Here is a 16,225-nt window from a genome sequence, read left to right as displayed (position 1 = left end):
CCTCTGATCAAATTGTCAGGCTGCCTTGTCGTGCTCGATGGTCTTCGGGCCACCACCGGTCCTGATCTCGATACGACGGGGCTTCATCTCCTCCGGCACCTCGCGCAGGAGATCGACCGTCAGCAAGCCGTTCTCGAGCTTGGCTTCCCGGACCTTGACGTAGTCAGCGAGACTGAAGCTCTGCTTGAAGGCGCGCGTGGCGATGCCGTGATGCAGGAACTGCCCGTTCTCCTGCTCCGGATGCTTGTGGCCTGCCACAAGCATCCGGTTCTCTTTCTGGGTGATCTCGATCTCGTCGGGCGAGAACCCGGCCAGCGCCATCGTGATGCGGTACTGATCATCGCCGATCTTCTCGACGTTGTAGGGCGGCCAGCTCGGGGGCGCCTCCACGCGCGCCGTCTGATCGATCAGGTCGAACAGCCGGTCGAAGCCGACCGTGGAGCGATACAGAGGAGAGAAATCAAACGCTGTTCTCATAGCCACATCCTCCTTAGAGCAACGTAACCACAAGAGCGCCGGACACCACCGGCGCCCGAAGAGCCAAGCTCGTCAAAAGCCTTGGCACAAATGATGATAGGAGCAGTTTTTCGGGGTTTCAAGAGGGCCGGGATCGCAGAGTAAGGCCCGGATGTGACAGGGCATGGTATCGTCCGGATGGTCTGCTCTGGATCACGTCCTGCCCTTCAGCTCAGCGGTTTGAAGGTCGGCTTACCCGGCTAATAGCTGTCATTCTCTCCTAAATGCCTCGATGCCGATCAGCGAAAGGCAGTCAGGCGACCGCTGGCATCCCCATCACTCGCGCCAGCGTCACAGGAGGTGTATGTTAGGGCTGCAATTCGGGTAAAGTCCGTGTCCAGTCGTTGCGTCCACTCGACGGTCGCCCCTGCGACCAAGCTTGCGGGCTGGCGGCTCGCAACATCCTGGTCAGCAATGAGACGGTGCGGCAGTGGGAGTTGAACTTCGGCCTGCGCTTTGCCAACCAGATCCGCCGCCGTCTTCCGGCCCCTGGCGACAAATGGCATCTCGACGTGGTTGTGATCAGCATCGCTGGCAAGAAGCATTGGCTCTGGCGTGCTGTCGATCAGCACGGGACTGTGCTTGATATTCTGGTTCAGAGCCGCCGCAACGCCAGAGCCGCCAAACGGCTGTTGCGCAAGTTGCTCAAGAAACAAGGCGCGACTCCGCGTGTGATGATCACCGACAAACTCGCGAGTTATGGTGCAGCCAGGCGAGCAATCATGCCCGGCGTCGAGCATCGCCAACATCGAGGTTTGAACAATCGAGCAGAGAATAGCCATCAGCCCACCCGACGGCGAGAGCGCATCATGAAACGCTTCAAGTCAGCCGAGCAGGCGCAACGCTTCCTCTGGGTCCATGATCAGGTTGCCAATCTCTTCCGCCGCCCTGCAAACACCAACGCTGCTGATCATCGCCGTGCCCGCGCTCGGGCCTTTCAGGTCTGGAGTGAGATGACTAGCATCGCGAGTGCCGCCTGATCCAGACCTGTACCCGGGATAGATGTCTCCCTCTCCGATAACTTGACGGTGCCCTTTCAAGCTTGGTCTCCGTCGCATGGGGGAGAGATTGTCATCGAAGCACTGACCGTCAGCGTCCCGCTCGGTACGGGGAAGCCGTTCACCGGTGCACCGTTCATGGCGGTGCTGGCGATGACGGGATTATCAGGTCCGATCGTCATGCCTTCGCGGCACCGACGGTGTCGGCCATGGTTGCACCGCGTTCCCCCATCGGACGATCCGGGCCCACCGTCGAGTCCTTGGCGGTCTGGTGCTCCATCTCGGCGTTGATCTCGGCGCCCACCAGGACCACGATGCCGGAAATCCAGATCCAAGTCATGAAGCCGATCACGGCACCCAGCGAGCCATAGGTCTCGTTGTAGCTGCCGAAGTTCGCCACATACCACGAGAACAGCATCGACACGACGAGCCACAGCACGGCCGCCACGAGGCCGCCCGGCGTCACCCACTTCCACTCGGCCTGGTCGCGGCTCGGGCCGTAGCGGTACAGCATGGCCAGCCCCGCCACCACGACGACGAGGAGGATCGGCCAGCGGGCCAGCGCGAGCAGCCACTCGACCCCGCTGCCGAGTCCCATGAAGTCGAGGACGATCGGCAACACGACGATGGCGGCCAGGGCCAGGAGGATGAACGCGATGGCGCCGAGCGTGAAAGCCAGCGACTGGAGGTTAAGCTGCACGAAGCCGCGCTTCTCCTCCTCGTCGTAGACGATGTTGAGGGCATCGATGACCGCCTTCATGCCGGCATTGGCGCTCCACAGCGACAGGACGAGACCGACGAGGAAGCTGAAACCCAGGGTACCGCCGCCCTGCGAGGCGATGCGGATGACCTGATCACGGATGATGTCGAGCGCGCCCCCCGGCAGCACGCCCGCGAGGGCGTTGAGGTGCTCCTGGATCGTCGCCGGATCGGCCACCAGGCCATAGACCGACACCAAGGCGGCGATCGCCGGAAAGATCGCGAGCAGGGCATAGTAGGTCACGCCTGCCGCCACGGCCATGATCCGGTCCTGCCCGAACTCCTCCCAGGTCCGCCACAGGATGTCCTTCCAGCCGAGCGTCGGGATCTGCGTCGGCGTGTCGGCTTCGCGTCCGCGCTCTTTCTCGCCCGCGGCTGCTGCGGGAGAAGCAGGCGGCCCAGCGCTGCGATCCTGACCTGGTCGACCCGCACTGGCCTGACGGCCTTGGTGTTTGACTGCTGCTCCCGCACTTGCATCGCCGGCAAGGACGTGACGCGCCAGGGCCCATCCCGCCACGATGGCCAGCATGGTGACTGTCGCGGAGAGGCCCCGGCGCTCCTTTGGGTCCTGAGGCGGCTCAGTGGCAGCGGTCATGACGGAATTCCGTTCTCCGGAATGCAGGCAACGGCCAGGCTTGGCCATTGAAACAACCGGGACGGTCAACCCAAGGTTCCCTCGCTTCCCTGTCTCTGGCTGGTCCACTGCGGATTTTGGAACTTCGGTGATGCCGTGCCGTTAGTCGCCGCATCAATGCCTTGCACCCTTTGACCCGAAGCCAGGAGAACCGTTCATGGCCGCGAAACAGAAGACGCTCGACGACCTGTTCCTTCACACCTTGAAAGACATCTACTATGCCGAGAAGCAGATCCTGAAGGCCCTGCCGAAGATGGCCAAGGGGGCGGAGTCGGGCGAGCTCAAGGCCGCCTTCCAGACCCATCGCGAGCAGACGCAAGGGCAGATCGAGCGCCTCGAGCAGATCTTCGAGCTCCTTGGTAAGCCCGCGCGCGGCGTGCCCTGCGAGGCGATCAAGGGCATCATCGACGAGGGCACCGAGATCATGGAGGATTTCGCCGACAGTCCCGCCCTCGATGCCGGCATCCTGTCCGCAGCGCAGGCCGTCGAGCATTACGAGATCACCCGCTATGGCACGCTCAAAACCTGGGCCCGGGAGCTCGGGCTGACCGAGGCCGCGACGCTGCTCGATCAGACCCTTCAGGAGGAGAAGGAAACGGACGCCCTTCTCTCCCGACTGGCCGAGGCCCGGGTCAACGTCAAGGCGGCGTAGGCGTCGCCCGCAGCCGAAGTGCCTGCTCAACCGCTCGAGGCCGGATCATGCAGATCCGGCCTTTCGTTTGTCGATGTGGTCGGTCAACGGGCCTGAGCCTCGGAGAGTGCCGTGACCAATTGAGCGAGGAGACGATGACCCTACTTTGTGAAAGGCATCAGGGTTCGTCCGCAATATGATGCCTCCCATCCCGCGATGCACAGGCCACAGACCTGAGATCGGGCGACCGCGCCCGCATCAATGCCCGGTCGCGTGATGCGGCGCGGCGACGGGCTTGGACTCAGACGACCCGCGTTGGCGCAGGTAGATGCCGAGCACCAGCAGCACCCCGATCGACAGGAACTCGCTCTGCCAGTTCTGGAAGCTCTCGTACCAGAACTCCGGGTCGACGAGCGTGTCGGTCATGGTTTGTGGCGGCTGGCGATGCTCACGCGCCTCCTCGTTCATTCGACGCGTGCTCCCCGCCAGATGCAGCCAGAAGGAGACGAGAAAGAGCGTGACCAGTGCAATGCTGAGGGAGTGCGAGTAGAGCTTCAGCAGCAGGCCGCCACGGTGGACAGGCCCCGGTGCATCCGGATCGCTTCGATGGGCGTATGGCGATTCATCCTCAGGGTTGCTTTCGTCCGGTTTCTTAGATTCCGAGGCGCCCTTCTGGAACAGGAAGATCGTCAAGACCACGTAGGCGGCCATCTGGAGGAACTCGCTCTCCCAGTTCTCGAACACCGCCGAGATGAAGTGGCCGCTGGTCAGATAGGAAAGCAGGCCAATTGCCGGCATGTCGTGGATCCGGAGGTCCTCGGCATGGGCTTTCCACCCGGTCAGGGCTTGGCCAATGAGCGAGACCAGGAACAGGGAGAAGAGTACAACCGACAGTCCGTTGTCATGGAGGAAACGACGCATACATTTGACCTCGCACTCGAACCGCTACGGTTGGACAACGCCGGACGGGGATGCTGGTTTCCGATCCGCCCGCGCGGTTGAAAGCAGGCCGGCCTGTTACGTCTGATGAGCGATGACACCGTGCATCGCGATCGAACGCTCCCATCCCGCCGACAACTCGTCCCTCACCGATGCGATCCAGACCCATCTCGGGCGCGAGCTGCGTGCCGTCTACGGCAACCCAGACGCGGAGAAGATGCCCCGGAGCCTGGCCCGGCTGCTCAATCGCGTGGCGCAGGTCATCCGAGCGCACACGGAGCCGGTGGACCAGGCCTTTGTCAACGAGTTCATGGCCGGCCTGAAGTCGCTGCGGGCCTACGCGATCTCGCTCACCCGGGACATCCACCAGGCTGAGGATCTCGTGCAGGAGACGGTGCTCAAGGCCATCAGCAAGCAGGAGACGTTCGAGGCCGGCACGAATCTTCAGGCCTGGCTCATGACCATCCTGCGCAACCTGTTCTTCTCCGCCCGGCGCACGAAGCAGCGTGAGATCGAGGATGCGGACGGGATCCACGCGGCCGGCATGATCACGATCCCGGACCAGGAGGACCGGCTCACGGTGCAGGACATGCACGCGGCGATTGCCAAGCTGCCCTGGGAGCAGCGCGAGGCCCTGCGGCTCGTGAGTGCGGACGGACTGTCGTACGAGGAAGCCGCCGAGGCTCTGGCAACGAAGGTTGGCACGATCAAGAGCCGGGTCAACCGGACAAGGACGCGCCTGGCCGAGTTGATGGGGCTCGACCACGAGGATGGCATCGCCGGAGCGCACGGCGCGCCGGCCTAAAGGACCTCTGGATATCAGGATGCGGAAATGCATTCCGGTCCGAGCGCCCTCGGTCGGTGAACCTCAGTTCTGCGGTAGGGGATTTCTCGGACGGCTGCCGTGGAACTGAACGCATCCCAGGCGATGAGAGCCCCGGGCGATGAGAGCGACAGGCCGCCATAGGCGCGGGAACCAGGCAAGTGCGGACGCCACGAAGGTCTTAGTCGTAGAGAATGATACGTTCGTCCGCGAGATGGCTGTGGCGGGATTGGAAAATGCGGGGTTTGAGGTCACTGAAGCGGCCACCGGCGGGCCAGTGGCCGCCGACCGCATCAGCGCTCCTCCGACGGCTTGATGGCCGAGAACTGCCGGAGCAGCGCCAGATCATACATCGCCTTCAGGGTGCCGGCGAGGACGAGCGGCCAGCCGAACGGCGTCACCGTCAGCAGCCAGCCGGACAGCAGCGGCGCGACCGCCGAGGCCAGGCTCCGGGGCACCGCCGTCACGCTCGCAGCGGCAGGGCGTTCCTCCGGCCGGACCACCGCCATGACGTAGGAGGACCGGGTCGGCACGTCCATCTGGGACAGCAGGCTGCGGAGGATCAGCAGCCCGAACGCGATCCAGATCGTCGGGGCAAAGGCCGTCAGGATCAGGAAGAGGCTCGACGGCAGATGTGTGAACACCATCGTGTTGATCAGTCCGAACCGTTTGGCCAACGGCACCGCCGCGAAGTACGACACGGCCGAGCACAAACTGGTCGCGAAGAAGATCGCCCCGATGGTGCCGACGCCGATGCCGAACCGCTCGCTGAGCCAGATCGTCAGCAAAGAGTTGATGACGAGGCCCCCGCCGAAGGCATCGACCGAGAACAGGGCCGCGAGCCGATAGACGATCCCGCGCGATGGTCCGAGCGGTGCCGGTGGGCTGTCCGTCCCGGCCTCGGCCTTGGGGGAGAGGTTGCGGTAAAGCAAACAGGTGAGCAGCCCGATGCCGCCGTACAGTCCGAAGAGAACCGTCGTCATTGCGGGCGGCGGAATGACCGGGGCGAACCAATCGACCGTGCCGACCGAGAGCGCCCCGAGAGCGCCGAAGAAGGCGCCGACAAAGCTGTAGCGGGCGAACACCGCCGTGCGCTCCTCGTCGGCGACGACATGGGCAATCACCGTATGCTCGAGAGGCAGGAAGAGGCTCACGTCGCCGCCGGACGGGTTCAGCGTGCCGACAAACGCGATCAGCAGGAGCGGCCAGAAGCCCTCGATCCCGGCAAAGCCCAGTCCGGTCGTCGCCATCAGGAGACCCGCGGCGAGCAAGGCACGACGCCTCGGGATCCGGTAGGCGACCAGCCCGACGGCGAGCGTCAGCAGGGCGGAGCCCAGCAAGGTCGCGGTCGAGATGATCCCGACACCGAAGGCATCGTAGCCAAGACGTGAGAGATGGAGCGGAAGCAGGATCGCGACGTAGCCGTCGCCGAAGGCCCGCAAGGACCGCGCCCAGAGAACCCGCTGGATGTCCGGCGGCAGGACCTTGCTTGAGCGGATCCGGGTACCCGCTCCGGATCGGGAATTGGCTTTGACGGTGCTGCTGGTTGCTGGCATGCGGCGTCCCCTTCGAAAGACAGGACGCGATGCTTGGGCATGCCGCCTCGTGGGGAGATCGCAATCCCCATGGGCTCAGTAGATGCCCGCTCCCAATGGGTTGTCAATGGAATCGATCTGCTCCCCACGAGGTGACTCTGGGCCGGGACCTGTTTTCTCGAAGCCAAGAGGCAAGGTGGCCACGACCAGCGTCCCGCGGTTGTCACTTAGGAGCCGCAGGGCGCGCGTTTCAAGGCTGAAGCTTAGCCTCTGGAGTCAGTGAGCCTGTGATCGTCCAGAGGTGACGGACGCGGCTCCGCCTCTGGGCATGAAGGGTCAACCTTCGGCTTGAGAGGAACCTCCACCGTCCACCCGTCGCCTCCGTGCGGCAGCGCCTTGCGCAAGCGCATGATCGAGGACATGACCGTGCGCGGCTTCACCGCGAAGACGCAGCACGACTACATCCGGTACGTGAAAACCTTTGCCGCCTTCCTTGGCCGCTCCCCCGACAGGGCCACAGCCGAGGACCTGCGCCGGTTCCAGTGGCACCAGACGCAGGCGGGCGTGCAGCCTTCGAACATCGACAGCACCGTCTCGGCGCTGCGCTTCTTCTTCACCGTGACGCTGGATGTTTCCAGTTCCGGTTCGAGCACCGCGAGGTGGACGCTCAGACCGGCATCACGGTCTTTGGCCCGGCTGGACTGGCGCATACCTACAGAGTCATAGAACCGAGCCGATACCTGCTCATGCTCACCCCGCGGCTGGATCGGCTCATTGCTCGATTGAGAAGCCTGGCGGGTCAAACCCAGCTGCGGAGCGCCTGGGCTGAATTTGACACCGTGATGGTGGAGTAAGGGAGCATGAGGGAAATGTGTGGCAGACGGTGAAAGGGATTACCCGCAAGGCGGCGATTAAACCCGTTCAGCGGCAGTGAAATGGAGTGCTAAGACAGCGGAGCCTGTGTTGCTCCACACGTCCTCATGCGCTCCGGCACGACGCGGACCATCGAGGCACTCCTCGACGCCTGCTCAGACGTGCAGCGTGAACCACGGCTCGTGGCCGAACCGGGTCCTGAACGCGCTGATCTCGTTCCTGTTCAGCCGGCCCTTGAGCACGAAGGTGCCTGCGTCAGGAAAGCCTTCGCTCCACGAGACACCGAGCTCCCGCGCGAGCGCATTGACCACACCGGCATTCTCCGGCGAGTGCGCGAAGGTGACCGTCACCGGCTGCTTTTTCTGCATCGGAGCGGTCAGTTTCACCACCTCGAAGGTGCAATCCTGGCAACACCCGAATGCCTGCCCCTTCTCCCGGGAATCGAAGGGACCGAACACGTTTCTCACCTTGCCGCCCCTGATGGTGACGACAACGAAGCTGGGAGCCGTGAAGTACTCATTGTACTCGCTCATCATGGAAGCCTCTCCCTGCGTGTCGTAACGAGAACATGCGGTGCTGCCGAGCTGCACGTTCGGCGTCACGATGGGTGAGCGTGCAAGTGCAGGGCGCGGAAGACCGCCGTTTGGGCCGGCGTCGGCACTCCCAGATCTGTGCCGAGCGCATGCATGCGCCCGGACAGCCACTCGAGTTCAAGTGGCTTGCCGCGGGCAAGGTCGTTGGCCATCGAGGAGCGTGTCTCCGGCGGCAGGCTCTCCCACAGCGCCATCATTCGTGGCCGACGCTCCTCCGGGACCGGATGGCCGGATGCTGCCGCTACCGCGAAGCCTTCATCGCGAAGCTGCTCAATGAAGACCCGGGCCTCTGGGTCGGCCAAGATCGCACCGATGCCCGCCCGCATGAGGCTCGTGGCTCCGGCAAAGGCACACAGGATGACGAACTTCTCCCACAGGACGGGAGCGACATCCTCCACCGTCTCGAGTTCAATGCCGACGCCGCGCTCACAGGCTTCCCTTAGGGTTTGGATCACCGGATCGCTGGCCTGGCCCACTACAAGGCGCCTGGATCCGCCGGGCACGCTGATGACCCCAGGCTGCGCGATCGAGGCCGCAACGTAGATCGAACCGCCGATGAGCTGCCCGGACGGGACATGCCGCGCGAGGATGTCGAGGCTGTCGATGCTGTTCTGGAGCGTCAGCACGCGGGTGTGCGGGCCAACCAGAGGAACCACTGCTGCCGCGGCCGTCTCGCTGTCGTAGAGCTTGACCGTAAACAGAACGAGGTCCACCGGTCCGATCGCCGTGGGGTCGTCCGTGGCCGTGACATCAGGCAGATGCAGGTCACCAAACGGGCTCGCAATGCGCAGGCCGTCGCAGCGCAGAGCCTCGAGATGAGCGCCTCGGGCCACAAAGGCGACATCCTCTCTCACGGCAGCCAGCCAGCCGCCGAGGTACCCACCGATCCCGCCGGCGCCCATCACCGCGATCCGCATGGCTGGCCTCCGCTCTCCGTGAAGGATACCAGAATGGGGCGCGATCGCGAACCGTCACGTGCGGCGATGCACGTTGGGCGCTTGTAGTTCAGGGTGCGCAACGCTCCTCTGGCCGAAGTGTGCTACCCTGAGGTCCTATCGTGCCTGAACCCCGACCTCGCCCAAGAGGCCAGCGATCTGCGAGAGGGTGTCATGGCAACGCAAGCGATTTTCCATACCCAGTGGCAGACCTACCGCAAGGTGATCGAGCGCAACTCCATGTTCCACCGCGAGGTCTACGGCCTGCTGCACGAGATCCTGATCACTGAAGCGCCGAAGCCTTTCCGTTTTCTCGACATCGCGTGCGGAGATGCCATGGGCAGCGCGACAGCCCTGAACGGAACAGGGATCTCCCGCTACCAAACACTTTTTACCTGTTGCCATACGGTCCTTACTGCCGCATGCCGCAATTCTTCGGCATTCGGCAGCAAGGACCACCAAGCTCTCCGTAACATTTTGCATTCAGAAGATTTTCGGCGCTATGGGCGGCCGCGAAACGAGGCGACGGATGGCAGGGATCCTGCTGTCGGGCAAAGGGCAACTCGCTTGCGCAAGCTGCTTCCCCAGTGACCGCCGTGCTGGTCCTTGCAGACGACCTAGCACGGGAAGGAGCCGGTCCATTCCATTCGCGGATGCTCGTCATCGATACGCGTATCGCTCGAGTTGGCAGTCGCCGCTAACGCCGCCCCAGGCTAATGTTCCGTGTTCTCGGACTTTCGGAATGACTGCCCATGGGCACCGAGCCGCGGGGAGCAGGATGACGCCGTCACAGGTGGAACGACGACTGGCCGCGATCCTGGTGGCCGATGTCGTCGGCTATTCGCGCCAGGTCGAGGCTGACGAGGCCCGGACGCTGGCCGCCTTGAAGGACTTGCGGCAGACAGTGCTCGAGCCTCTCCTGGCCGAGCGCGGCGGTCGTCTGGTCAAGCTGTTGGGCGACGGACTCATTGCGGAGTTCGGGGTCTGTGGTTGGCGCGGTGGCTTGCGCAGCAGCTATCCAGGCGCAGGTGGCCGGCCGACAGGAGCAGGTGCCTCCAGAGCGCCGGATCGTCCTGCGTATCGGTGTCAACCTCGGCGACGTCGTCATCGAGGGTGACGATCTCCTTGGGGACGGGGTCAACATTGCAGCCCGGCTTGAACAGATCTGCGAGCCGGGCGGCGTCATGATCTCGGGCGCCGCCTACGACCAGCTTCCTGGCAAACTCGATGTCCGCTTTGCGTACGCGGGTGAGCCGCGACTCAAGAACATCGCGCGGCCCGTCAGAGCCTACCGGCTGATGCCGGAGGGCAGGCTGGCCCAATTGGACCCAGCGCCACGGGCCGGTGAAAAGCCTGTCATTGCGGTGCTTCCCTTTCACAATCTGAGCGGCGACCCAGAGCAGGTTTACTTCAGCGACGGCATGACGGAGGAGGTGCTGACCGAGTTGTCGCGCTTTCGCGAACTCATGGTGATCGCGCGCAATTCCTCATTCGCATTCCGCGGCAAGAGCATGGACGTGCGCGAGATCGGCCATGCCCTCGGGGCGACCTACGTAATCGAGGGCAACGTGCGCCGCGCGGGCAACCGCGTGCGCATCAATGCCCAACTCGTCGATGCAGCGAGTGGAACCCATCTCTGGGCCGAGCGATACGACCGGGCCATCGAGGACGTGTTCGCGGTGCAGGAGGAGATCGCCCAGAGCATCGTGGCAACGGTGGCACAGCGGGTCCGCGATGAGGGCGAGGTTGCGGCCCGGCGGCGTCCGCCGGAGGACATCCGGGCGTACGATCTGTTCCTCAAGGGTCTGCGGCTCTCGGACACCTTCACCCCCGAGGTACAGGCGCAGGTGGAGGCGCTCTACGAGCAGGCGCGTGCCATCGACCCAACCTTCGCACGCACCTATACGGGCCTCGCTTATATCCATCTGAACCGCTCCATTAACGTCGTTGCGGGAGTGGGGCCCCAGCCGGATGAGCATCGGTTCTCGGCCCTGGACCTCGCGGAGCGAGCGCTGGCGCTCGACCCGAACGATCCCCAGGTGCATTGCACGCTCGGGATGATGTGCGCGTTTGTGCGCGATTTCGACCGCGGAGAACGGCACTTCGATCTCGCGCGGACCATGAACCCGAACGACGCATCAATCCAGATCCTCTGGGCCTGGATGCGAGCGGTAACCGGCAAGCCCGAACGCGGGATGGCGGCCGCCGAGACCGCCTACCGGCTCAATCCGCGGCACCCGCTCTGGTATGACAGGTTCGTTGCACGCCTGCACTTCCAGCTTGGTCACTACGGGGAAGCGACTGCCCTTCTGGAGCGGTCGATCCTCGGCATACCGGCACGGCGCCTGCGGGACACCGGATGGCTCGTCGCAGCCTTGGCCCACCAAGGCCGCCTCGACGAGGCGGCTCGCCGCGGAGACGAACTCGTCCGCGAGATTGCATGCCACTGGCGCGGCGATCCGGGGGCGGGTCCGTCTGACTACATTGACTGGATCGTGTGGTCTTCGCTCCTTCAGCATGCGGCTGACATGGAGCGGCTGCGAATGGGGCTGCGCCTTGCCGGGCTGCCGTCCTGCACTGGTCCTGGTCCTGGAAATTGAGAGCGCAACGAGATCGGAGCTACGATCACATGGTCGATCGCCGCGATCCTGGTTCCCGGTTCCTCGGCGTCGCTGAGCAGTTCGGCGCGCTTCCGCCTCAGTTCCCCTTCAACGCTTACGTCGCTCCCACTCCGGCAAGGGGAGCCGGAAGCTCCCAGAAGAGTCAGACTAAATCTGGTCGTTTTTGCTGCCTAATGCTGCAATTCTTGGCACCCATCGGTCCGATGAGATTGAGCAATATCAAGGGGTGCGGCCTCGTTCGAGCATATCGTCGGCGAAAGCGATAAGCGAGCCAGGGAACGTCAGGCTAAGATCATCGGCTGTTTGGAGATTGAGCACGAGTTCGTAGCGGCTTGGCTGCTCGAAGGGGAGTTCGCTGGGCTTGGTCCCGCCGAGCACGCGCGCGCTGTACACCGCGAGACCGCGATCGACCCCGCTCCAGTCAATGCCGTATGACATCAGGGCGCCGGCCTCCGTCAGGCGACGAAATGGACTCATGAGAGGCAGCCGGTACTGTCTCGCCAATCGTGCAATCCGATCGGCGTGAGGGACATGGTTGGCATCCGCAAGGACGAGCACTGCCGTTGCGCCTTCCCGGACCATGGAGCTGAAGAGAGCTTCATAGTTGTTGGAGTAGAGAAATTCCTGGATGCCAGCACCGCGCTGCTTGGCTTCCCGCCAAAGCTGCCGCATGCCCCGATAGGCTCGTTCCGAGCCGAGCAAGGCAACATAGGACGCCTTTGGTGCCGCCTCCAAAAGGAGATCGAGCTGCTTGCTGTAAAAGTCAGGTCCCAGGTCGATCGCGATGCCCGTGATGTTGCCGGATGCTCGGGTAAGGCCAGATATGACCTCCTGCTCAATCGGACTTAGAGCTGAGACAACAATCGGGATCATGCTGATCACGGCATTCAACGCACGCGCCCAACCATGCGAGGTGGTTACGATGACATCCGGCGAAAGCCGGCGAATGTCGTCCATCACCTCGGCCCACTCATCCCGCGGCCCGCCCCAGTCCTCGACACCTTCACGCCAGCTCACGGCAAGGTTCACGCCGACTGCGTAGCCGTGACGTCGGAGTTCATCCAGGAAGACGGACCAGCGCGGTGAGGCCAGATCAGGGGGCACCCGGTCGGACCAAGCGTTCCCTATCAGCAAGAGCTGCCGGACACGCTCCTTTGGCTGCGCCGAGGCTCGCGGCGCGAAGCCCGCAGCGAGCACTCCGCCGAGTATGAGATCGCGCCGCCTCATCCAATCACCTCGTGATGGCGTCGTCGCGCGCTATTCGAAAACGTGCCTGGTTCTCATGTTACTCCTCACATCAAGCGGGCGCCAGCGGCATGAGCGGCCGAAGCATTTTCGCGGAAGGCCGTGTGTGGAATTAGAGATTTTGCGCTCGGATTTGCGGATTCGCTTCCAAGATCAACTGTCGGTGGGCGTGCCAATGCTCAAGGATTTGTTCTAGATTACAGAGCAAATTCCGAGCCAAGGCCGTGTCGAGGCACTCGCCTTTCATCCACTTGATCAGGGCAATCTGCTCCGCCACGTGCCGTTCGCCTTCAGCGATGTCCCGGTCAATCTTAGCAAGCACTTCGCATCTGTTCGGTATCTTAGACATGGCGATATGCCGAGCTGAGGCCAATGCCAAACTGCTGGTGATTATACGTCTGGCCGCACGCGGGGGCCACGCAATTCGCATCCCTCCAAGTGCTCTGGCGCACCTCACCATTGGCGCTGCACGCGCATCATACGGCAGACTTGGTTGGACTTCCTTTGAGGAATGGCCCGATGATTGCCTCCAACCTTCACCGGCGGGTCCCCTGGTCCAGGGATCGCGGTCAACAGCCGCAAGAGTTTCCCCGCCTTATTATGGTCCTGGTGGTCGTCCTGGCTCTTGTGAATGTCTCGGCCACAGTGCTGATGGCTGGACGCTGGGCGAGCATCACCAACGGTATGCTTGAGCTTGAGAGAAGCATTCAGGATCGCTCGATCGAAACTATCATCTGAGCGAGTCTCAATTTCGCATAAGGCCCAGTATGGAATTCAGAAAATGCTCCTACCACGGTTTCATTGTAAGCGTGGCGGAACGAGCGTATCCTTGAGGCGGTAGTTGACCTCGCCTCTCTCGCAGCCCTCGAGGCTCCGACACAGCGCCCCGAGCCGCCCCTGAGGGATTAAGCCCATCCGTAAGGGAGAGGGCATATGTCGTCCAGAACTGCCTTTGTGGTCGCCGTTCTCGTCGCCAGCCTGCCGCTGCCGATCCAAGCCCATGACATCTACTCGCATCTGAGGGACGAGGGAGGCGGGAGCTGCTGCGATAACCAGGATTGCCGCCCTGCGTTGTATCGCTTTACCGCACGCGGCGTGCAGATGTTCGTGGATCAGCAATGGATCAACGTACCGAACGAACGCATCCAATACCGCGCCCTGCTCGGAGATGCGGGTGAGACCTACGGGGCATTGGTGCGGCTCGTTCTACCAGCCCGATGTCACCCAGCAGGGCGCGATACTGCATATGACGAAATGCGCGATCCTGCCGCCTCAAGCTGCGTCGGTACAATAGAGTCTGAGTCTCGGCGCAATCCAGAAATGGCACTTAGCGTGCAAAGTTGACATGACACCCTGGGTCTAAAACCGGTTGGGGAGGGCGCCCCGGCGGAGCTGGTCGGGGTTGCTCCGCCGGGGCGCCTTACGGTGTCTTGAACATGTGACGCTCACCCTGCCCCCGCCGGCGCGGCGCCTTGGCCGAGCGCTGCTCGTCCCGCTCCTGCTGACGCTGCGCCACATAGGCCAGCACCTCACTCAGGCGCTTGTTCTCGACAATCGCCGCATGCGTCACCCGCCGCAGCTTGTCATAGGTGCGGTATGGCAGGTCGACCCCGTTGTGCCGGATCGCCAGCCGTCCGTCCGGATAGTCGATCACCGTCACACGCTGGCGGGCGAGAGGGCGCGTCAGCTCAGTGGGCTCGAGCAGGAACAGCACCTTGTCGTACTGGAGCGTCAGATTGCGGGTGATGGTGCGCTCCTCGTTCCAGGCGAAGATATCCTCCAGCACCATGTCCTGCGGCACCGGACGGTGCGCATCCGAGGGGCTGATGGGCTCCTTGGCGAAACGCCGGTTATGATCGGCCAGGAACCCCGGCAGGAAGGCGTTTGCTGCCTCGATCGTCGATATGCCGGCAAGCCGCATCTCCTTGACCAGGCGATCCTGCAGCGTGCCGAACGAGCGCTCGACGCGGCCCTTGGCAGCCGGTGTGTTGGCGCAGAGGATGTCGATGTTGAGTTCATGCAGGGCCCGCCCGAATTGGGTCATGCCGTCGCCGCTTTCAGCCTCTGTGTTGCTGACCCGGAAGATGGCGTGCTTGTCCGAGTAGAAGGCGATCGGACGGCCATGGGCTGTGACGTATTCATGCGTCTCGCGCAGGTAATCGAAGGTGGACTCCGAGGGCACGAAAGCCGCATGCATCAGCTGGCTGGTGGCATCATCGATATAAGCCAGAAGCGTGCATTGTGGGCCACGGTTCTCGAACCACCAATGCTTGGAGCCGTCGATCTGGATCAGTTCGCCCCTGCGCTCGCGGCGATTGCGTGGCTGATGAACCGAAGGAAGGCGCCGGCGGCGATCCAGCCACAGACCGTCTTCGATCATCCATTTGCGGACCGTCTCTCGGGACACGGGACAACCATGGGTCTCCCGCAGCTTCTCAGTAGCCAGCGTCGGACCGAAGTCTGGATAGCGCTCCTTGATGATCGTCATGACCAAGTCGCGGACTGACGCGGGAAGCCGGTTGTTGCCGGGCTGGCCGCGCCGCTTCGACACGAGGCAGACAGCTCCATGCTGCCGGAAGCCCTTCAACAGCCGGAAGACCTGTCGGCGTTTGAGCCGGAGCAGGCCGCAAGCGTCCCGAACGGTCACCCGACGGGCTTCTAAATCCATCAGCACATCCAGCCGGGAAAACTCCTTGGCGCTCATCGACACCACCGTCATACGGCACGTCCTCCTGCAGCCCCGAAAAGCAGGAGAGTGCCATTTGAACTTTGCAGAGGGGTGTCATCTCTATATTGCGTCTACACTGAGATTTCGCATAATCCTCAGTATGGAACGCTATTAACCGACAGACGAGATCGCCGAGCTCCCCTAACCTATGTTACGGATCACCGCCGATGTCCTCCCCAGAAGAGATCTCGGGGGGAGATCATGAAGCGGCTGCCAGAGGATTTCGTAGAACACTTTTTTCGGTTCATTGTGGTCGTGAGCGGCATCATCACCACGATAATCCTCATCACGGCAATAATCCGGCTGTTGGACGCAGACCCGGGCGAACTGCCTCGACACCCCTAGGCTTTTGGCCGCTTGCACAGACGGATGGCAGCCGATTTATCTCAAATCCC

The 16,225-nt window shown here is 63.0% G+C and carries 15 protein-coding genes and 1 pseudogene; 8 read left to right on the top strand and 8 right to left on the bottom strand.

Annotated features, from left to right (window positions below; translation table 11 throughout):
* Positions 1–15: 15 nt before the first annotated feature.
* Positions 16–477, bottom strand: a complete 462-nt coding sequence (locus BB934_RS36520; protein ID WP_099514643.1) for an Hsp20 family protein — start codon at positions 475–477, stop codon at positions 16–18.
* A gap of 425 nt (positions 478–902) precedes the next feature.
* On the opposite strand from BB934_RS36520, the pseudogene BB934_RS36515 reads away from it, so the two are divergent.
* Positions 903–1,496: pseudogene (locus BB934_RS36515) on the top strand (IS6 family transposase); the annotation flags it as partial.
* 196 nt (positions 1,497–1,692) lie between these two features.
* Here the strand turns inward: BB934_RS36515 and BB934_RS36510 are convergent.
* Positions 1,693–2,868, bottom strand: coding sequence for a YihY/virulence factor BrkB family protein (locus BB934_RS36510; protein WP_099514642.1), 1,176 nt, complete (start codon positions 2,866–2,868; stop codon positions 1,693–1,695).
* 196 nt (positions 2,869–3,064) lie between these two features.
* Between BB934_RS36510 and BB934_RS36505 the strand changes: the two genes are divergently transcribed.
* Positions 3,065–3,559, top strand: a complete 495-nt coding sequence (locus BB934_RS36505; protein WP_099514641.1) for a YciE/YciF ferroxidase family protein — start codon at positions 3,065–3,067, stop codon at positions 3,557–3,559.
* Between the two features lie 237 nt (positions 3,560–3,796).
* On the opposite strand, the gene BB934_RS36500 is transcribed toward BB934_RS36505, so the two are convergent.
* Positions 3,797–4,459, bottom strand: coding sequence for a DUF6766 family protein (locus tag BB934_RS36500; RefSeq protein WP_099514640.1), 663 nt, complete (start codon positions 4,457–4,459; stop codon positions 3,797–3,799).
* Positions 4,460–4,571: 112 nt separating this feature from the next.
* On the opposite strand from BB934_RS36500, the gene BB934_RS36495 reads away from it, so the two are divergent.
* On the top strand, positions 4,572–5,282 hold the full coding sequence (locus tag BB934_RS36495) for a sigma-70 family RNA polymerase sigma factor (RefSeq protein ID WP_099514639.1): 711 nt from the start codon (positions 4,572–4,574) through the stop codon (positions 5,280–5,282).
* Positions 5,283–5,593: 311 nt separating this feature from the next.
* Here the strand turns inward: BB934_RS36495 and BB934_RS36485 are convergent, their stop codons facing one another.
* Complete coding sequence (locus BB934_RS36485) at positions 5,594–6,856, bottom strand: MFS transporter (RefSeq protein ID WP_099514637.1); 1,263 nt, start codon at positions 6,854–6,856, stop codon at positions 5,594–5,596.
* A gap of 387 nt (positions 6,857–7,243) precedes the next feature.
* On the opposite strand from BB934_RS36485, the gene BB934_RS36480 reads away from it, so the two are divergent.
* A complete protein-coding gene (locus BB934_RS36480; protein ID WP_099514867.1) occupies positions 7,244–7,561 on the top strand; it encodes a phage integrase N-terminal SAM-like domain-containing protein in 318 nt (105 codons plus the stop codon).
* A gap of 302 nt (positions 7,562–7,863) precedes the next feature.
* On the opposite strand, the gene BB934_RS36475 is transcribed toward BB934_RS36480, so the two are convergent.
* Complete coding sequence (locus BB934_RS36475) at positions 7,864–8,244, bottom strand: hypothetical protein (RefSeq protein WP_099514636.1); 381 nt, start codon at positions 8,242–8,244, stop codon at positions 7,864–7,866.
* Between the two features lie 62 nt (positions 8,245–8,306).
* The gene (locus BB934_RS36470; RefSeq protein ID WP_099514635.1) at positions 8,307–9,218 is read right to left on the bottom strand and encodes a ketopantoate reductase family protein; all 912 of its coding nucleotides are present in this window, start codon (positions 9,216–9,218) and stop codon (positions 8,307–8,309) included.
* Between the two features lie 192 nt (positions 9,219–9,410).
* Between BB934_RS36470 and BB934_RS36465 the strand changes: the two genes are divergently transcribed.
* Both BB934_RS36465 and BB934_RS36460 read left to right on the top strand, forming a co-directional pair.
* Positions 9,411–9,827 (top strand): hypothetical protein, encoded by a 417-nt coding sequence (locus BB934_RS36465; protein ID WP_099514634.1) that lies wholly within the window; start codon positions 9,411–9,413, stop codon positions 9,825–9,827.
* A 407-nt stretch (positions 9,828–10,234) separates the two neighbouring features.
* Positions 10,235–11,836, top strand: coding sequence for an adenylate/guanylate cyclase domain-containing protein (locus BB934_RS36460; RefSeq protein ID WP_335645655.1), 1,602 nt, complete (start codon positions 10,235–10,237; stop codon positions 11,834–11,836).
* Positions 11,837–12,076: 240 nt separating this feature from the next.
* Here BB934_RS36460 and BB934_RS36455 read toward each other — a convergent pair whose 3' ends face one another.
* Positions 12,077–13,084 carry an ABC transporter substrate-binding protein gene (locus BB934_RS36455; RefSeq protein ID WP_099514633.1) on the bottom strand — a complete coding sequence of 336 codons (1,008 nt, stop codon included), beginning with the start codon at positions 13,082–13,084 and terminating at the stop codon, positions 12,077–12,079.
* Positions 13,085–13,621: 537 nt separating this feature from the next.
* Here BB934_RS36455 and BB934_RS36445 point away from each other — a divergent pair.
* Both BB934_RS36445 and BB934_RS36440 read left to right on the top strand, forming a co-directional pair.
* The gene (locus BB934_RS36445) at positions 13,622–13,840 is read left to right on the top strand and encodes a hypothetical protein (protein WP_099514631.1); all 219 of its coding nucleotides are present in this window, start codon (positions 13,622–13,624) and stop codon (positions 13,838–13,840) included.
* Positions 13,841–14,035: 195 nt separating this feature from the next.
* Positions 14,036–14,446, top strand: coding sequence for a hypothetical protein (locus BB934_RS36440; protein WP_099514630.1), 411 nt, complete (start codon positions 14,036–14,038; stop codon positions 14,444–14,446).
* A gap of 76 nt (positions 14,447–14,522) precedes the next feature.
* Here the strand turns inward: BB934_RS36440 and BB934_RS36435 are convergent, their stop codons facing one another.
* Positions 14,523–15,821 carry an ISNCY family transposase gene (locus BB934_RS36435; protein WP_099514629.1) on the bottom strand — a complete coding sequence of 433 codons (1,299 nt, stop codon included), beginning with the start codon at positions 15,819–15,821 and terminating at the stop codon, positions 14,523–14,525.
* Between the last annotated feature and the right edge of the window lie 404 nt (positions 15,822–16,225).

It is taken from the genome of Microvirga ossetica, assembly GCF_002741015.1.
Taxonomy (GTDB): domain Bacteria; phylum Pseudomonadota; class Alphaproteobacteria; order Rhizobiales; family Beijerinckiaceae; genus Microvirga; species Microvirga ossetica.
This window is presented reverse-complemented; position numbering and strand designations above follow the sequence as displayed.

Bases quoted from the DNA above. Each gene is read 5' to 3' on its own strand.
- BB934_RS36520 (WP_099514643.1), bottom strand. From the start codon at position 477: ATGAGAACAGCGTTTGATTTCTCTCCTCTGTATCGCTCCACGGTCGGC.
- BB934_RS36510 (WP_099514642.1), bottom strand. From the start codon at position 2,868: ATGACCGCTGCCACTGAGCCGCCTCAGGACCCAAAGGAGCGCCGGGGC.
- BB934_RS36505 (WP_099514641.1), top strand. From the start codon at position 3,065: ATGGCCGCGAAACAGAAGACGCTCGACGACCTGTTCCTTCACACCTTG.
- BB934_RS36500 (WP_099514640.1), bottom strand. From the start codon at position 4,459: ATGCGTCGTTTCCTCCATGACAACGGACTGTCGGTTGTACTCTTCTCC.
- BB934_RS36495 (WP_099514639.1), top strand. From the start codon at position 4,572: ATGACACCGTGCATCGCGATCGAACGCTCCCATCCCGCCGACAACTCG.
- BB934_RS36485 (WP_099514637.1), bottom strand. From the start codon at position 6,856: ATGCCAGCAACCAGCAGCACCGTCAAAGCCAATTCCCGATCCGGAGCG.
- BB934_RS36480 (WP_099514867.1), top strand. From the start codon at position 7,244: ATGATCGAGGACATGACCGTGCGCGGCTTCACCGCGAAGACGCAGCAC.
- BB934_RS36475 (WP_099514636.1), bottom strand. From the start codon at position 8,244: ATGATGAGCGAGTACAATGAGTACTTCACGGCTCCCAGCTTCGTTGTC.
- BB934_RS36470 (WP_099514635.1), bottom strand. From the start codon at position 9,218: ATGCGGATCGCGGTGATGGGCGCCGGCGGGATCGGTGGGTACCTCGGC.
- BB934_RS36465 (WP_099514634.1), top strand. From the start codon at position 9,411: ATGGCAACGCAAGCGATTTTCCATACCCAGTGGCAGACCTACCGCAAG.
- BB934_RS36455 (WP_099514633.1), bottom strand. From the start codon at position 13,084: ATGAGGCGGCGCGATCTCATACTCGGCGGAGTGCTCGCTGCGGGCTTC.
- BB934_RS36445 (WP_099514631.1), top strand. From the start codon at position 13,622: ATGATTGCCTCCAACCTTCACCGGCGGGTCCCCTGGTCCAGGGATCGC.
- BB934_RS36440 (WP_099514630.1), top strand. From the start codon at position 14,036: ATGTCGTCCAGAACTGCCTTTGTGGTCGCCGTTCTCGTCGCCAGCCTG.
- BB934_RS36435 (WP_099514629.1), bottom strand. From the start codon at position 15,821: ATGACGGTGGTGTCGATGAGCGCCAAGGAGTTTTCCCGGCTGGATGTG.